Here is a 17,249-nt window from a genome sequence, read left to right as displayed (position 1 = left end):
TCCAGGTCTTCACTGGCCCACAATTCGAAAGAAGCGGCTTCTTGCTTCGGGCAATTCGAGTGAGATGGTCATGGCGCTGCCAGTGCCCGTGATTGGATCTGGGAAGGTGCTCCAGACCGTCGAACCCGGATCGGCAGTGAACTCCACCCGGTAGTCTGTCGAGGGGGCGCTCTCGAACGTCAAATTTACGAAAGGCGGATCCAAGTCGACGGAGAGGATGGCCGGGCGATTGTCGTCATTGAGGATCGTGACTATCACTCTGTCGACGCTTCTCATCGCGTGCGTAGCGTCCAGAAGCTCGAGTGAGAAGGTCTCGTTAGGTTCGCGTCGAGTGTCCGTCACGATCGGCACTCGGACGATGGCGGAAGTTTGACCGGGGGCGAAGCTGACCCAGCCGGCTCGGGTAAGAAAGTCCTGACCTGCAAGAGCCGTTCCTTCGAGGGTAGCGTAGTGCACGTGGACAGGGCGGGGCGTGGGCCGTGAGAGGTTCAGAGTCACCTCCGCGGGGATCGATCCGTCGTTTCCTTCCATCTGCGCGACGGGAGTCGCGCTGAGGACAGGCAGGTCATCGTCGAGGAGGGTTATTTCCACCTCGGATTGGAGTAGGCTGATATCTTTGGAACTCAATCGGAGCCTTAGAGTTTCATCCCACTCCGGCAGACTGTCCCGAACCACGAAAGAAAGCACCGCCAGGGTTTGATTGGGCGGAAACGCAATAACACCTGATTGCGAGACAATATCCGCGGCGCTCGCGGTGACGAACGATGTGGTGTATTGCACCTCGGCGAGTCGCCCCATGGGTCGGGAGAGGCGGACTGTCAGGGACCCCCGTGATGCCGCGGTCCCTTCCCTGACCACGATATCCGGGAAGAGCAGCATTGGGGGAGGGAGCACGTTGATAGTGGTGCTGGCGGTTACAGAATTACTGGAGACATCGGCAGGGTCGCTGTGGATGGTCGCAGTGACCGTAACCTCTCCCGCGGTTTCTGACCGTACCATGAGCACGATATTGCTGACGCCGAGAAAACCATCGAGCGGCAGTCGCAGTGGATTCGAACCCGCGCCGACACTTCCGGGTGAGAACGTCATGCCGGGCGGGAGGCTGACGTCGATTGCGCCTTGTCGAACGGCCCAAACGGAGGAGTTGGTGACGCAGAGTGTCAGTTCTAGATCCGCTGGAGAGAGTTCGACGGCTTCCGTGGGCTTGAACCCAGCAGAGAGCCTTACCTGTGCGGGTTCGAAGTCGCTCAACCGGAACACAGAGCCTAGGTCGGAAAGTATGAGGATGCCATGGGCTCCCAAGGTGAGCATGCGGGTTTTGTCCCGGTTGATGGTCAATCCCGAGTCCTCTAAATCCGCTAGAAAGCGTGGTTGCAGCGAGAGTGGATCAAAACCCTCCACGCGCAGAACCCTATTCCGTAGGATCGGGTCGAAGTTACTAGCACGCAGGATCAGCCCATGAGTTTCATCCAGAACGTAACTTGCATAGTTGGGTGGTGGATCAATGATTTGCTGCGTGTCGAATCGCACCCTCCGTCCCATGCGTAGCATCAGTCCCCCCTCGATCTCTTGAGGATCATCGGGAACCGACGAGGACCACGCGGCAGAGTCGAGATTCAACTGCAGTTGGATTCCCTCCCGGTTGAGTAGGTAGGTTCGTAGCGTGCTCGGAGTTTGCACGACAAGGTGGCCGTTCTTCAGGAAGAGGAACTTCGTCCAGACGAATCCGGTGGGAGCCTCCGTGAGAGGTTCACCCGTGGCGACACCTTTTACAAATTGACGGACCACGACTTGGCCCGTGTCGTTCGGCGCTAGGATCGCCATCACTACCGTCTCGTGGCTTCCGGGTAGACTGGCGATCGCGATCGCCCTCCCTCCCTCGGAATCGTAAGAGAAGCTATGTTCGATCATGTAAGTTTGTAGATTGACCAAGGAAGCCCGGCGGTCTGCCGTCAATACCCACGCGTGGAGGCCGTCCTGGCAATCGCTGACGTCGGTCGGCAGGCCGGGCAGTCCGATGCGGTTGGTGGTGATGAGATTGTTCGGATCCACCATCCACAGGGCGGGATCTGCTGTTGGCAGGACGAGTAGTTGATCCCTTTGCGCGCTCCATGTTGCGGTCCTGATGCCTGAGTAGCCTAGGCTAGCCAAGACGCCGGGAGCCAGAGGGGTTTCGGTGAAGAGGTTGACTCCGGCTCCATTATTATCGGGGTTTAGGTCATCTAGCCACCCACCTACCTGCATGCGGACGTCATAGATGCCAGGTAGGGTTGCGGTAGCGTCGAACCGCAGTGTCCAGGTCTGCCGTGGCTCGAGTGGTTGGGTGCGAATGCTGAGGGTTCCGTCAAAGTCTTGCAGTTGGCAGCCCTCGCATCTGAAGGCTGAGAGGTGCATGCCGTTTCGAAGGCTCGTGACGGCAACCGATGTCTGCCGGATGGTAGTGGGCCCGGCGTTGGAAACCGTAAGGGCAAACGGGGATGGGAATCCTACCTTGATGGGAGCAGGGGGGGCTAGGGTCATTAGCGCCAGATCACCCTTGGGATAGGCGGCCGTGAGGTCGCTGACGGCGGAGTGATCTTCCAGGGTGGGGTCCGGACTGGTGGATAAGATGGAAGCCTCCAGGCGGGAGCCGCCATTCAGCGGTATCCCGTGAACCAGGACGACGCTCCGGGAGTGGGCGGGTATGGAGGGAAATATCCCGACGAACTCATCCGCCCGTGGGATCATGGTGAGGCCTTCGAAGCTGAAGGGACCGACGGGCGATCCTATCGCTCGAATCGTCAGCCGCACCGGTCTCGAGGCGGCGGCAGACTGGTTGGTGACGGAGACTTGCCAGATCGCCGATTCCTCAGCCACCGGGTTCGCCGGAGGCGTGATCGACACCGCCAGGTCGGCCTCGGCCCCGCTGTGCCGCAGCGGTGAATGGATCAGGAGGATCTGCTGACTGGACGTCAGGATCGCAATTCCATCCGTACCCCACAAAACCGGCGGACCCCAGCAGCGATCATTCGGAGAGAACGCTTGAGCCTCCAGCGTGGAGAAGGTCTCTCGAGCGAAGCGCCTCAGGACACCGTAGGAGCATCCCAAGAGTTCCCCGGAGGAGGGATCGATCACGAGGCCCTCAGCTTCTGGTGTGCGGTCGGCCAGTGTCATGGTGTCGAGGTGGAGGGGTTGTCCACTGGCAAACAGGTATGTTCCATCACCGATTAAGAATGGTTCTCCAAAGGAGGTCGGCAAGGTGTTTCCGCTGAACTCCGTCTCCAACCCGCCAGGCTTCACTGACAGGCGACGGAGCGTGGTGGGGGTGTAGCTCCACAGGTTTGTGCCCGAGTACGCCAGTCGGCTGTCGCCAGTCTCCGCAAAGACGGAGAGCGGTAACGGATCGGCATCCAAGTAGAGTAGCACCTGGGTGGTGGTGGCCACCACCACCGAGCGCGGGTTGCCGGCCACCGGTAGAAAATCCAGGATCGAGTCATTCGGTATCAGGATGGAGACCTCTTTCGAGCCGGTGGCGAGATTCCAACGAACAAGGCCATTGGTCCCTACCCTCGCGTAAAGCATGCTACCGTCGTCACTGGTGCGGAGCTTGCCCGGAGTGCCCACCACTTCCAGGAAGGAGAGTTCGGTGCCGGTCTCCGGATCGAAGATAGCCACCCCGTCGCGACTGTCCCCGGCGGCTTTGGAAATGGAGGCGTAAAGACGATCTCCGGCCGGGTTGCCAGCTATGGCGGTCGCGCCGAAAATCAGTTCGCGCACGCCGGCCTGCTCCGGGCCAGTGGCCCGCACCGTGGTTTCCAGGATCGCGTTGGGACTACTGCTCCCACTAGCGCTCAGGATGGCGGTGCGGACCCGGAAAAGGCCTGGGGTGCTAGCATATAGTGGGAGGCTGACCCGTGTTGACTCGCCGGGGGCCAGATCTGGGATCAGCAGGGTCTGGTGAGGGGATTGGGTGCTTTCTAGAATATTCCCTCGCGCAAAAGTGGGACCGCTGTTGCTGATCACATAGGAGAGTTGGCCGCCTGTTGGCTTGTAGCCACTTTCCCAGTGGTCGAGTTGGATGTCCGGAAAGGGGTCCAGGTGTAAACCCAAGTTGGGTTGTTGCGCATCCATTAGGGGGCTTTCAACCATGACGAGCTTCGCGCCGGTTTCCTCAATGTAAGCCAGTCCCCGGTCTCCCCAAGGCGCCAATCGAGACCCTTTCATCGGACGGTAGGGAAGTTCGTGTCCGGTTAAGGGAGCCCAGGAATCCAGTGCGCGCACCTTCACACTGGTGGAATTGCGGTCCACCAGAAGCTGAGTGTGGCGGGCCTCGCTCACGAGGGTGAGGCCGTCGGGAAGAAAATTCTCCAGGATCCGGGTCAGATTGTCCGCATGGAAAATGGCGCCGTCGCCGTGGTAGAGGCGGTTGCCTGAGAGGGTGAGGTTGGGCTGTTCGCTGGAGCTGTTGGGGAGTTGGACGGAGGCCACGAGCGTCACTCCCTCCGCTCCCAGTCGGTAGCGCGAGAGGAGGCCGGTGGTCCGGGAGAACGCCTCATTGCCATTCCGGCCGGAAATCAGGTTGAGGTTGAAGACTGGATCTTCAAGCGTCACCGTGGCCCCGACCAGGTTGCCGCCCTCGAGTAAGGCCACTTTCGTAGTGCTGGGTCGGTTCCCCGCGACGATGACCGCCACCCGTTCTCGACCGCCCGGCAGCACCACCACGTCAAGTGGCCGTGGTGAAGGAACGATACTGGTTAGTGTCACCTCGCGATCGAACTTCCAGGCGGATAGGTCCACACGCTGAAGAGTTCCGGTGGAGGAGGCGAGCCAAGCCACGGCCCCATCCTCCGAGAGTGCAATCCGGTTGGCGCGCCGCGGCAGCTCCAGAATCCGGCTCGTGGTTCCGCTGGTCGCGTCGACCTCCATCAGCAACGCGGGAGTGTTGTTCGTAGGAGCGGCGAGGGCTAGAAGCTTTGAGATTCCGGGAGCGCTGGCGAAATCCAGCACCGGCTGCGACAGCAGACTTCCCTGCAGCACCTGCACATGCATGAGGTCAGAGTTGGTGCCGGCCACGCTCATTTTCAGGGTCAGATTCAGATCTTCGCCAGTGAACGTCACATTGCCGGACCATAACCCGTTGGCAAATTGAACTGATTGCGGTTGAATCGAGGCTTTTGCCAACTCGCCCAGGCTGAGTCTGCCGGGGCCATTGTAACGTTCAACGCCGTTGTATTGGTTTAGAGTCCCTGACTGCCAGAGGGTTGGGATTGAACCCAGGAAGCAGGTCGCCTTCCCGCCGAGGCCGACGCGTCGGACATCGATCTCGTCGTCCCATAGCGTGATGCGGGTGAATTGTAGCGCACCGTCTCCGAATGAATAGGCCGCCGACACATCAGCCACTCCGTTGGTGGCGTCGTCGTTGGGAGCAACCACCGGAAAATCGACATCCAGGACACCGGCCCGCACCACCACCACCGCGGGAAGGCTGAGCCGAGTGCTCGAGGAGGAGATGGGAATCTGAAGGTCGGCCGCATGCGCAACTGCCAAACGGATATGCCCGTTGGTGGTTGACCCCTCAGTCAGTAGCGTTGGAAAGGTGATGGAGTAGAACTGACGTTCATCATCGATGACCGACACCGCGGCTTTCGCCAACCCTCCGCTGCCGGTGTGTGCAGAGATGGTTGACTTGTAGGGCGTAAAGTTGGCCGCGGAGTCGTTGTCCAAGCCGATCGCAAAATCAGCTGAACGGGCACCGGCTGGAATGACTAGCTCGCCGGGTATTCTCAGCGGTGGTTCGGCCGCCAGACGTACTGAGACTGCGTGCGTGGCTACGAACGGAAGTAACAGATGTCCATTCAACGCTGAGAGGCCGATGTTCTCGGGGAGAGATGCAGGCGCCAGAACGGTGAGGGATACGGCCTCGTGATCCTTGTTTCGCAAGGCTCCGGTGGCCGCGATAAACCCCGGCGCACTTGCCGTGAGTGTTACCAGGGCATCGCCATCGGGAACACCGTCATTGAGATTCGAAAAGGGCACCGAGACGGAGTTGAAACCGGAGGGAATAGTCACACTTGAGGGAATGCTGAACTCGCCGGAGGCATCCAGGCTCAGGTGGATATCCAAAGGTGCCGTCAGTGGGCTTGGCATGGAAATGATCGCTTCACCCACTACGCCTGGTGACGCCTCGGACGCCTGAGCTGCGGAGAGTGGCAGCGAAAGGGTTAACCGCGGAGCCGCTCTCAGTGGGATTGAGGAGATGCTGCCAAAGCGGCCCGTCGCATCCTCAGCCAGTATGGTCAAGTTGCCTGAACCGATCGAGGGGAGTAGGACGTCACCCGTCCACGCGCCATCGGTCAGGAGGATGTGGGCCAGTTCCTTGGCTTGTACCGGCGCCCAGGGCAGATTTAGAGTGCTGTTAGTGACCCCAAGCGAAGGGGTGCCATTCGTCCAATCTTGACTTGAGCTTTGGTTTTGATGGCCCTGACGCAACATGGATCCTCCCAGGGAAGGGGGGAAAAGCACGGGACCCCGCAGATCCATGTCAGCAAGCAGCGTTGGTGGTGTTCCTATCCACACCTGATCGATCGTGTTCCCAGATGCATCTAGTAGGCGGAAGAAGACATTGCCTGCGACCGTTGTGCCCAGGCCGTGGCTCCCGGAGAGTTGGGGGAAGGAGCTGGGGGTTGAACTGAACGGGGTCCAGGTAAACACGCTCCGGCCTGGCAGGATGCTCCCTTCCGGAACCTGGGTCCATAGATTGCCAAAATTGTAGTAGTATCCCGAAGACCATGCTTGAAGTTGCCACCGACTGACGTCCAAAGACTCATCGCCAGGGTTGGTTACCTCTATGGATCCCAGCCCTAGGTTGATTTCGCTCAAGACCGGAGTCGTTGCAGCTGGTATCAGCGTCCGTAGCGTCACATTCCCCTGCCAGGATTCGCTCGGATTGCCATCTGGATCGAGCGCCTGTACGGACAGGGTCAGTGGTTGCCCGGCGATTGGCTGCTGATCCAGGACCCGGATTTCGAACGACGCAGGGAGGGATTGGCCTTGCAGAGGATGTTCCCAGTTCCACAGCAGGAAGTGGACAGCCATGGCCAGGCAGAGGGGAAGGGCGACGCATCCTTGGAGCATGGTGGCACTATAAGTTTCGCCCCGTGTCTGTCAAGAAAGCCACGACGGAACCTGGGCATTACCCGCCGGTTACAAGGCCCACCTCTTGCATCCAGCCGGGATTCCGCGGCTGAAGGTCTATCGAGTGTTACCTGCGCCGGAAAACCTGTGAAGTTCGCCCTCTTTTAAGGCCAGTTGAGAGCCGTCGGGTTTTACAATGGCACCCGAGCCGTTAATTCGCGATCCATCCGACATGGCCATGACCTGCCCGGCCCGCAGTTCGATTCGGCCCCCGTCCTTGAAGAGCACCACTTTGCCCTTTTCGATCCGGGCTGTGTCCGTGGCTTCAACGCCTCCTGCGTTCAGCCGCACGATCTGGCCATCAAGCAAACGACGGGTGGCATTGCGCGGGCTGACCATGCGGCCGTCAGGATACACGCGCGTGCCGTCGGCGAGTTGTGTCATGGTGGTCAAGAGCTGCGGCTCACCGTTTTGAATCAAGAGAATCTTCCCGCCATGGGACGTCACGTGATCGTCCACTGGAACTACGCTGCCGTCGGGACTGGTCAGACGTCCGTCGCGGCTGAGCACCTGACCTTCCGTCAAAGCGCGCTTCTTTCCGCCGGCCACGGTGAACGTGCCAGTGGTCTCGACGACGATGTTCCTCGGCAGCGAGACCTCATTGGTGGCTGCGACGGACGTGCCGTCGATCACCGCCATGAGCACACCTTTTGTGAACGACACGCTCTGGACTTCTCCGCTAGCGGGTTTCTCCGCGGCTGAAATCGAACAGACTGCGGGCGCAACCATTCCAAACGTCAGGCCTGCAAGCATCGAGAGTGTTGTCTTCATAGTCATCGGTGGTGCCGACTCGGCAGGATCATGTCCGTGTCTGTCGCCGCGTCGCTTCCGCAGTCATCGGCAGAATCGATAAACTCTTGAGCATGGCAACCTCCCGTCCACAAAGCGAGAGCAGGGGACCAAGGTTGGACTGCACCTAATCAATAAAGCGACACCAGCTTGCGTAAGACACGGCGTCGATTTCGTCCACGCCTGGCTTTCAGCTAAAACAGCCGCTCTCTCCTCTCCTATTGCCTCTTTTGACCGAGATCGATAAATACAAAGATGTCACGCATCATGAGCCAAAAGCCTACACAACTTGTCGGGGTCGGCGCTTCGGGCCTGGCGACAGCCGAAAGCTCTCGGATTGAAACCTGCCGGAAGTTGTCAAGGCCGCCGGTCACGCTTCGGCCTTCGCCTACGAAGATTTTTTAAGAGATCAGGAACGTTCCGCTCTAGTAACGACCTCAGCCACTCACTTAGATTCTATGTTCGGAGTTTTATCATCTTATTGGAACTCAATTTCCACCGTCCTATTCGCCGTCATCATTGGGGCCTCACTTACGCACACGCCGACCCGAAGACTTTACCTGATAGCGGCAGCGTGTTTTGCGATCGTAATCTTTAGCTCAGTCTTTTCTATGGCTTTTCTGATGTATTACAACACCGGTATGGCGAACGCCTTCGGCGCTGGGTCGTTCTCTCCATTGGCCTATGTGGTGCCCGTTCTTTACCTCGTCGCATTGTCTTACCTCGCGCTCAGCTTGTTTCCGTTCATGTCGGCGGAGAAGTTACGGAAGTTGGTCCCTGTATTCGTGGTGTTGGCCGCTCTCTGGTCCGTCTGGGCTGGCCCCACGGCGGCGATGATGGCATTCTTTTACCTGCTGCTTTGGCTTCGGGTCTATGATCTTCGCCGGTCCACAGAAAAGTCATGACTCCCACGCCTCGAGCACAGGCAGGGGCGGAGAACGCGTCGGCACCAAACCCTCTGCGTGCTTCCGATGCGAAGCTCCAGATAGCATGAACAGGAATCACCTACTGGTGCAGGGTGTTAAGTGACACCCTGCACCAATAGGTGACCTTAATGTTGCCGGAATCGAGTCGTCCACCGTGTGTTGCCCGCGCCCGAAAACTTGCGGAGTTCGCCCTCTTTGAGGGTCACTCGAGAGCCGTCCGGTTTGACAAGGGCACCCGAAGCAAGCCATGCCCATCCAAGCTATTGCACATCTTGATACCGCTCCATTCTCCTTTTTAGGCTTAGGTTTTCATTTCGAGGAGTTGTTTGGTCGCAATGCCGATCGGGCGATCCAGCGGGATGCCGGCACAGGACAGCAGCGTCGTGAGCAGGTCGCCCTGGTTGCCTTGCACGATGGAGAGGAATCGGCCGGTCTTGATGGATCCCCCGCCTTTTCCGGCGATGATAAACGGGAGGTTGTCGCGGCGGTGTTTGTCGCCGTCTTCAAGGCCAGAGCCCCACAGCATGATGCAGTTGTTGAGCAGGGTTCCTTCGCCCTCCTTGAGAGCGTGCATCTTCTTCACCATGTAGGCGAATTGATCCACATTCAGCGTGTTGATGGCCGCCACCTTGCGGATCATTTCCTGATCGCTGCCGTAATGCGTCTGCGAATGGTGCTGGTCGGAGAATCCCAGTTCGGGGTAGGAAGCGCCGTTGGGCCGGGAACTGATGTAGGTGCTGACGCGCGTGGTGTCGGTCTGGAAGGCGAGGATGATCAGGTCGCACATCACCTGCATGTATTCACTGCGCTTGTCGCCCTCGGGTATCTTCACCTCGATGGGCGCCGAGTCGTGGGCGTGGCGTTTGGAGGGGGCGACACCGTTCTGCTCCAGGGCCGCCTCGCGTTGGCGGGTTTCGATGGCGGCGATGCGTCGTTCCACCGAGCGCACACTGTCGAGGTATTCGTCCAGTTTCTGTTGATCTCCCCTAGCGAGGGTACGGCGCAGGTCGCGCGCGCCGCCGAGCACCCGGTCGAGCATCTGACGGTCCAGCGGGTTGGCCTGCGTGACCTTGCCTTCCTTGCCGCGTTTTCCGAAGAGCCGGTTCAACACATTGCGGGGATCGGTCTCGGCCGGCACGGGTTGCGTGGGCGAGCGGAAACTGCAGTGATTGTAGTATCCCTCGTGCAGGCCTTCCTGATTCTCCTTCCAAGTCTGGGGCATGGTGGCCAGCTCCAGCGAAGGGAGCAAGGTCTGGGCGCCGACATAGTTGGCCATGATCTGGTCGGCGGAAATGGAGATGTTGATGCGGTCGCGCGAATCGGCGTCGGGCAGCCGCGCGGTGAGCCAGGTGGACAACTCCAGCGCATGCGGAGCGCCGCCGAAGGGCACGGTCGGCACGCCTGAGATGCCTTTCATCATGAGGCACTGATCCATGATCGGCTGCAGGGAGCGGATGATGGGCGGCGGCGAGTTGAGGAACTCCTCCTGACTCGTGGGCCAGAACTGGTCCATGATCACCCCGTGCGGCATATACATGAACGCCAGGCGCACCGGCGGCTTCGCTGAGGTCGTGCCGGCCGCCCAGCCGAAGGAATCAAAGAACGGCAGCGCGAGGGAGACGCCCACTCCTTTGAGGAAAGTGCGGCGATTCACAAGAGGCGGGTGACTCATGGTGTTCATAGTTAGGCTCGGCTTGGTGTGAAGGCTGTTCATTCTTCGATCCTGCGATGGGTAAACAGGTAACTGGCAATGACTTCGGTAATGATCGTCCTGACCCGGTATTCGTCTCCGGCAATCCGGGCCATCAATTGGTCGATGACGACCTCATCGTAGCCTTCCAACTGTCGCCCGAGCGCGTGAGCCATCAGCCGTTCGGTCAGATTCCGGGCCAGGTCGGACTTCCGACCGGCCAGGAGGCGCTTCAATTCTGCGGGGGTGGAGAAGCTTGCTCCCGTGGGAAGTCTTCCGGCCGAGTCGATCGCGAGTCCGGCTTCATTCTTCTCACGCCAGCGGCCGATGGCGTCGAAGTTCTCTAGACCGAAACCGATTGGATCGAGCATCCGATGGCAGTTGGCACAAACGCGGTCCTTGGTGTGGAGTTCGGTCCGTTGACGCAGGGTCAAGCCCTCCACACGCGTCGGTTCCTGAGCGTCGAGTACGGGAACGTCGGGCGGTGGCGGCGGCACGCGTTCGCCCAGCAGCTGCTCAAGCACCCACACGCCCCGACGAACCGGGCTGGTCCGGGTGGGGAACGACGTGGCCGCCAGCGTGGCCGGCATGCCGAGGACACCGCCCCGGTTGGGGTTCTTCACCTTAACCCGGCGCATTTGTGGTCCTGTCGCGGAGGATTTGAGCCCGTACAACTCGGCGAGCGGCTTGTTCATGAAAGTATAGTCGCTGTCCACAAACCGGATTACCGGTTGGTTCTCATGCACGATACTTTCGAAGAACAAGCGGGCTTCATCGATCATCGCGTCCCGTAGCGCCGGCGTCATCTGAGGAAATAGGCCAGGATCAAAAACCTGGCGCTCCAGGTCGTTCACACGCAGCCACTGGGCGCCGAATCCGTCAAACAGGGCCCGTGCGCGAGGGTGGAGCAAAAGCCGATTCACCTGGGTCCGCAGGGTCTTGGGCTTGTGCAGTTCACGCTTGTCAGCCAAGGCGGACAACTCGGCGTCGGGGGGCGCTGACCACAACAGATAGGACAGGCGCGCCGCCAGATGATGGTCGTCCAAGCGGACGATCTGTTCGTCGCGTTCGACTACTTCGGCGGGCGCAATGAAGAGAAACTGTGGAGAGACCAGGACCGCTTTGAGCATCAACCCCAGCGATGCCGTGTAATCCAAGTCCTTCTCGCGAGCGAGGTCGAAGACGTCCACGAGGACGTCCAGTTCCGTCTCGGTGGGCGGTCGGCGGTAGGCCTCGCGGGTCAAGGAGCGTGCGACCTGGCGTGCGGCCTGGCGAAGATCGGCACCCTTGGGTGGCTTCCTGCCAAAAAGCCTTTTCTGAACTGCGGTCGGGGCCCCGCCTTCCGGAGCGACGATCTGCTCGACCACATCGTTGGCGATTTCGAGGAACAGTTCCGTTTGCAGCGGAGAAATCGAGTTGAGGTAGCCCTCGCCGACGACTTCCTCCGGAAGGCTGTCGGCGAGGGACGTGTTCACCCCGTAGAGATCATGAAGTGTGTTGGCGTACTCGACCTTGGACAGCCGGCGCATCACGAACGGGCCGGGATTTTTTGGGCTCAGGTATTTGAGCTTGCCGATCCAGTCAATGAACTGGAGGCGCTCCTCGTCGGAGGGTTGCTTGGCTGCGTCTTCCGGTGGCATGTCATGCACCTTGACGTTCGCAACGGCTTTTTTCCAATGCAGGAACGCCGCGCCGCGGCCGGGATCCTTCAGCGCCACCTCGAGGTTGACGTTCGCCTTGGCGCGGCCACCGCCGTGGCACTTCGTGCAGTAGGTCTTCACGAAGGGGGCCACGTTATCCTTGAAGATCTTCCTGGCGTCGGCCCGGAGCGCCGCCTCATCCGCGCCCGCCCCGTCGACCTCCGCCGCCTGACACGGAGCCACCACTGACAAGACCAGCAAACAGCCCAAGGCCGCAATCTTCGCGGGAAGAATCCGGATGGTCGGCGATGGTGGCATGCTTGTTAGTTTGTAACCCAAAGAATCCGCTGACGCCAGCAATCCCTTCACGACCCGGGTGTGCTCCACTCCGGTCGGACCGAAATCGAGAACGACGTGGCGGTGATCGGCTGATGAGTGACGAGTGATGGGAGTCTAACATCGAAGGCTCTCCGCGACGGGGCTTGGTGGGTGTTCGGTGGTCTTGAGCCATTCAGGGCTCGACGGAGTCTCGCCCTACCATGGAGGACAAGTCGTCCGTCGAAGCCCGTCGTCGCCGGAGGCTATGACGTGGCAGCCTTGCTTGTGTTCCACAAGGCGAAGGTTCGAGATGTCTGGTAGACTATTTGAGGCTGGCTTGCCGGCCGTAGCCCCTGGGGATGTTCGTCGAAGCCCGTCGTCGCCGGAGGCTATGACGTGGCAGCCTTGCTTGTGTTCCACAAGGCGAAGGCTCGATGTGTCGGTTAGACCATTAGAAGGTCGGCTTGCCAAGCCGTAGCCCCTGGGGATGTTCGTCGAAGCCCGTCGTCGCCGGAGGCTGAGGCTTCCTACCCTGGTGTTCTTTGCGTTCGTAGCGGTTCAACTCTCTGGTCGCCATCCGCAAAGCTACGCTAGAATCGGATGAGGTCTAAGCGACGGCTTCCAAGATCACCTCTGGGTGTAAAGCCGCGACTTTAAGCAAGATCTTCGCTGAGCCAGATGGCTTCCGGCGGCCCTGCTCCCAATTCTGCAGGGTATTCTCGCTGATGCCCAGCAGTTGAGCGAACCTGGACTGGGAAACGCCCAGTTTGTTCCGGATCTTCGTTACATCGTTAGGAGTTTTGATCTCGAACGTCCGGGAAGGCTTTGCGCTACCCCGCTCGATGGCAGCGGCTTCTTTAACACTCTGCAGCAGTTCGTCAAAAAGTGCTTTTTTCATAACTCAACCCTTCAGGATGTTTCGTAGCAATTTAACTTGGACGGGGCTCAGCTCGTCCTGCTCGCTCTTGGGATAAACAAGCAGCATCGAGATACGGTCCGCTGCCGTCCACCAGTAGTAGATGACACGAAGACCGCCTCGCTTTCCCCGCCCGCTCCCGGCCCATCGAATCTTCCTCATGCCTCCCGTCCCGCGAATGAGGTCACCAGCCTCGGGATGCGCCGCCAGATGGGATTGCAACTCCCGATAGCTTTCGTCATCCATTAACTCCACTACCCGCTTTGTGAACGTGGGTGTTTCGATGAAAACCACGTGTGCCAAACTACGCCAAAGGCGTACAAGTGTCAACTGGGTCCTTAGGGATGGCAACGGCTCCCGATCGTCACTAGGAAAGACTCGCTTGGCGGCTGGTTGGCAGGTTGGTAGGTGAGCTGTGTGTAGGCTTTGACTATCTCGCCGACATCATGGGGCCAATGATCGGGAACGTCCGTCATCGAGAGGTATGGGGGGGTCCAGTGGTGGCCTTGCGCGAAGCCATCATCAATGCCTTTGTCCATGCTGACTATGCTCAGCGAGGCTCTTCACTGCGACTGGGGGTGTTTCGCGACCGCATCGAGGTAGAGAATCTTGTAAACTTGCCGCCTGGCCTCACCATCGACGACATCCTCCGTGGTGTCTCAAAATTGCGGAATCGCGTCATCGGTCGTGTCTTCCACGAGTTGAAGTTGATTGAGCAATGGGGTAGCGGTATCCACCGGATGATCAACGCTTGTCGAGAGGCGGGCTTACCAGAGGTAGGCCTCCAACCGTTCGCGGCCTGAAGGAACTGATCGTGAAGGTAGCACGCGAGAATCGTTCGAGGTGCTAGCCTCTGGACCGAATGCGTATGGCATACGCACAGACCCATCGAATCTGTAGGAAAGTGGCGGTATGGATATACCATATTACTCAAACGCTGGAGTGGAAACCAATCTTGATCGCTTAAGTGCGCTCGAGTGTCATAGATCTGTCATAGAATCGAGTTGGGTGGGAACTGCCGGGAAGTCGATGTGATCGCGCTTTCGCTCACTTTTTGCGCTGCGAACTGACATTTTTCTCCGCAGGAAAAGGAGATTGCGCGCGGCGGGAGTTGAACCCACAACCTACGGCTTCGGAGGCCGGCACTCTATCCAGTTGAGCTACGCGCGCATTCGCGTCTGACTACCCAAACCTGGATGGAGAAAAAAATCCAGCTCGATTTCACGAAGATTTTGTCGCCAGGCGCAGCCCGGTTCCGGGTATCCCTCTTAGCGAGGAACCAACGTGACGAATATTGCTTCACCGATGTCGATGACCGGAATCCCATCCCAACTGGTGCCATCGTAGGTGTACGTCTGGTAGGTGCCGTTGTCGCCCACCATCCGCTGAACGCTGTCTCCTGCCTTAAAGGTGAAGCCGGAAAGCACCTTGGTAAGCAATCCAGCCTTCGGTGTGTCCAAGGCTACAAAGTTCTGGCCAATCTGCAGCTTGGAAAGCACCGAATCCGGAGTGCTGACGAAACCTCCGCGGAGAATCCAGGTAAAGTGGTCTCCTGGATTGTAAATCAGGCCTCCCGTGCCCGCGTGCAGCGGCATCTCGGGGTCTTCCCAGTCCACACCATCAAACTGGTTCTGCACAAAAGTCCCCATCTCCTGATCGTAGCGAAAGAAGGTTGTGCCCGAGGGCGGATTGGGAAGGAGACTGGCGATGATGGGGAACTGGGATTCCAACGGGCAGGCCAGCATGCTCCACCCGCTGCGGACCACCAGAGAGAGTTGAGGAAGTCCGGACTCGCTGGATACCGGACAGCATGCCTCGCCATCGGCCGGCACGAAGTCGGGGTTGTTGCTGAGCAGCACCCGAGTCACACTCGCCCGGGCTTGCTTTCCCGAGAAAACCAGCGTGTGGTGCCCCGCGCTCAGCTCTAACGTCCTGGGAGAGAGGGTCAGGGGAGCTGATTCATTGCGGCCGTTTAAGAGAACCCACTGGGGTGAGTTATTCCAAGATCCCTCCGGAGGATCGAAAGTATCGGCAACGCCGAGGTTTATGGAGACTGCGAACGGTTGATAGATATCGGATGGTGAAGCCATTCGCGCCCACACGAAGTAGGCGTCGGGAAGGGGAGCATAGATTCCGAAGGCGGCGGTTTCGGAGCCATCGGTGGCCAAATCGTCACGGTCATAAGCGTATCCATTCGGGATGCTGGAGTTGTTGGCGGTTACCCCCGCCTCCGCCACGAGGAGAGCTTCGTGGAGCGTTTCTATGATCACGGGATCAGAAAATGTTTGGTTGCCACCGGCATCGCGGGATCGGGCATACAGGGTGTACGTGGTTCCGGGAGCAAGGTTGGTGACGGTGGCGGTGTGGATTAGCTTAGGAGTCTGATTCAGGAGCGAGAATTTTGGGATGCCCTCCCCCGCAGTGGTGTATTTCACTTGATCATCGGCGAGCTCGTCGGTGGTCCAAGCCAGCTTGATGCTTGTGGGGGACACGTCCGTAACGGTCAGGTCGGTAATGGCGGGCGGGGTGACATCGGAGACCAGTTGGGCTCGGATGACCACTTCGCTGGAGGATGTTAGCTCGCCATCGAAAGCTGTGAGTCGCAGACGATAGAGTCCGGGCGAGCTGAACCGGATGGTGGTCAGCGCGTAGTTCGAGTTTCCGAAGGAAACGTTCCCGGGGCCCGACGCCTTGCTCCATTGAACCTGTAGCCGGCCCGGTGTGACAGGCAGGCCATCGTCGGTGGCGCGTCCGCGCAGCATGAAGCTCAGATTCGTTCGCACCGTGGTGCCGAGTCCGGCGTCGACTACCGGAGGGGCATTGGTATCGGTCACGGTGACATTGAACGAACTTCGATTGGTTTGGCGGCCGTCGGTCACCGAGAGCATCATCGCGGCGATCCCCACCTTCCCGGTCACGGGGGAGATTTGGATGGTGCGGTTCGTCGCGCTCCCACCCAAAGAAATGTTTTCGCGGGGGATTAGCAGTGGGTTGGAACTGGAGACCTCGACCGTCCAGTTGGAACTTGCTCCCACTCCGTTGGCCAGCCTGAAAGGGAGCACCCCCGAGGGCTGGCTGCGTCGGAGAGTGAGATTGGTGATGCCGGCAATGACCGGAAGCCGGTAGGTGTCCGGAACATCCACAATCAACTCGTTGGAGAATCGGCTTTCACGCCCTTGTTTATTGATGGAAGACGCAGCGATGAAGTATCGTCGGCCGGGAACGAGGCCCTTCAAGACAATGTTAGTACCCTTACCGACATTCGTCACCGTATTGTATTGCCGAGACGTGGTTCCAATGTGCACGGCGTAGCTTGAGACGTTCGTTGGGGGAATCGGGGGATCCCAGGCCAATCGGACGTCCTCGGCTTGGCTCTGGGGTTGGAGCAAACCGACCAGGATCGATCCCAGGAGGAGCGCTATCCATTGTCGTTGTTTTGCTACTTCCATGTTCATAGGGCAACCCCGGTCGCCAGCGAGCGACTAGCAGACACCTTGCCAGGCGACCCCATCCCCATCAATCTGACTCGAACCGGGACATTGAAGGGGTTGATCAGCTCGATGAAGGGGCAGATAGGCTGGAGAGACTTAGAGGGTGATGGACGGCTCTAACGTCCGAATCAGAGCCGGATGCGATGCGCTGGGAGGGGCTTTCACGAGAGTTGTCCGTCGCTCTTCAATTTCGGGGTAAGGTATCAATCCGATACGTGCCTGGATAGGAAATGGGACACCACAGAACTGGGGGGCGGACCGGGTTCCGCGCTGCCAGGCCGAGCTCACCGCCTGATATACAAAGGT

General features: G+C 59.3%; 9 protein-coding genes and 1 tRNA gene. 2 read left to right on the top strand and 8 right to left on the bottom strand.

Annotated elements, in window-relative coordinates:
* Positions 1 to 9: 9 nt before the first annotated feature.
* Together JNN07_07465 and JNN07_07460 are read right to left on the bottom strand one after the other, a co-directional pair.
* A complete protein-coding gene (locus JNN07_07465) occupies positions 10 to 7,113 on the bottom strand; it encodes a hypothetical protein (protein MBL9167564.1) in 7,104 nt (2,367 codons plus the stop codon).
* A 117-nt stretch (positions 7,114 to 7,230) separates the two neighbouring features.
* On the bottom strand, positions 7,231 to 7,944 hold the full coding sequence (locus JNN07_07460) for a hypothetical protein (protein MBL9167563.1): 714 nt from the start codon (positions 7,942 to 7,944) through the stop codon (positions 7,231 to 7,233).
* 629 nt (positions 7,945 to 8,573) lie between these two features.
* Here JNN07_07460 and JNN07_07455 point away from each other — a divergent pair.
* Positions 8,574 to 8,867 (top strand): hypothetical protein, encoded by a 294-nt coding sequence (locus JNN07_07455; GenBank protein ID MBL9167562.1) that lies wholly within the window; start codon positions 8,574 to 8,576, stop codon positions 8,865 to 8,867.
* A gap of 322 nt (positions 8,868 to 9,189) precedes the next feature.
* On the opposite strand, the gene JNN07_07450 is transcribed toward JNN07_07455, so the two are convergent.
* From JNN07_07450 to JNN07_07435, 4 genes are all read right to left on the bottom strand, one after another.
* Positions 9,190 to 10,560: a DUF1552 domain-containing protein gene (locus JNN07_07450; protein MBL9167561.1), complete on the bottom strand. Its 1,371-nt coding sequence runs from the start codon at positions 10,558 to 10,560 to the stop codon at positions 9,190 to 9,192.
* Between the two features lie 38 nt (positions 10,561 to 10,598).
* On the bottom strand, positions 10,599 to 12,536 hold the full coding sequence (locus JNN07_07445; GenBank protein ID MBL9167560.1) for a DUF1592 domain-containing protein: 1,938 nt from the start codon (positions 12,534 to 12,536) through the stop codon (positions 10,599 to 10,601).
* A 607-nt stretch (positions 12,537 to 13,143) separates the two neighbouring features.
* Positions 13,144 to 13,434: a helix-turn-helix domain-containing protein gene (locus JNN07_07440; GenBank protein MBL9167559.1), complete on the bottom strand. Its 291-nt coding sequence runs from the start codon at positions 13,432 to 13,434 to the stop codon at positions 13,144 to 13,146.
* A 3-nt stretch (positions 13,435 to 13,437) separates the two neighbouring features.
* The gene (locus JNN07_07435; GenBank protein MBL9167558.1) at positions 13,438 to 13,755 is read right to left on the bottom strand and encodes a hypothetical protein; all 318 of its coding nucleotides are present in this window, start codon (positions 13,753 to 13,755) and stop codon (positions 13,438 to 13,440) included.
* 143 nt (positions 13,756 to 13,898) lie between these two features.
* On the opposite strand from JNN07_07435, the gene JNN07_07430 reads away from it, so the two are divergent.
* Entirely contained in the window at positions 13,899 to 14,255 is a 357-nt protein-coding gene (locus JNN07_07430) for a hypothetical protein (protein MBL9167557.1), read from the top strand.
* 293 nt (positions 14,256 to 14,548) lie between these two features.
* Here the strand turns inward: JNN07_07430 and JNN07_07425 are convergent.
* A tRNA-Arg gene (locus JNN07_07425) sits at positions 14,549 to 14,622 on the bottom strand.
* Positions 14,623 to 14,720: 98 nt separating this feature from the next.
* Positions 14,721 to 16,907 (bottom strand): fibronectin type III domain-containing protein, encoded by a 2,187-nt coding sequence (locus JNN07_07420; protein ID MBL9167556.1) that lies wholly within the window; start codon positions 16,905 to 16,907, stop codon positions 14,721 to 14,723.
* Between the last annotated feature and the right edge of the window lie 342 nt (positions 16,908 to 17,249).

Source organism: Verrucomicrobiales bacterium, from assembly GCA_016793885.1.
Classification (GTDB): Bacteria; Verrucomicrobiota; Verrucomicrobiia; order Limisphaerales; family UBA11320; genus UBA11320.
The sequence above is the reverse complement of the archived record's forward strand: the minus strand, read 5'-3'. Positions and strand labels throughout refer to the sequence as shown.